This is a genomic window from Anaerotignum faecicola, assembly GCA_024460105.1.
Taxonomy (GTDB): Bacteria; Bacillota; Clostridia; order Lachnospirales; family Anaerotignaceae; genus JANFXS01.
This window is the reverse complement of record JANFXS010000560.1, coordinates 1-392: the sequence shown is the minus strand read 5'-3', so window position 1 is coordinate 392 and position 392 is coordinate 1. Positions and strand designations below refer to the sequence as shown.

Sequence of the window (392 nt, the reverse complement as noted above, 5' to 3'; positions counted from 1 at the left end):
ACGCTATTCATTTTTTTCCAGTTCGGCAGCAATCTCCAGCACCACTTCCCGGTCGGAAAAATGGTGGCGGACGCCGTTCACTTCCTGATAATCCTCGTGTCCCTTGCCGATGACCGCTATCATGTCTCCGGGTCTGGCGTGGATCATACTGTAGGCGATCGCTTCCCGCCGGTCCGGAATCTCAATGAACTCACCGCCTGTCTTTTCGATCGAGGAACGGATATCCGCAATGATATCCCCTGTCTTCTCGAATCTGGAATTGTCGGCCGTCAATATGGTAAAATCAGCCAGTCTCCCGGCGCTGTCGCCCATGGAATACCGTCTGTCCTTCGAGCGGTTTCCCCCGCATCCGAACACGCAGACAAGTCTTTTCGGGTGATACTCACGCAGTG

General features: G+C 54.3%; 1 protein-coding gene. It reads right to left on the bottom strand.

Annotated elements, in window-relative coordinates:
- Positions 1 to 3: 3 nt before the first annotated feature.
- Positions 4 to 392, bottom strand: a 389-nt coding sequence (locus NE664_15390) for a UDP-N-acetylmuramoyl-L-alanyl-D-glutamate--2,6-diaminopimelate ligase (protein MCQ4728016.1), incomplete at its 5' end; no start/stop codon positions are given.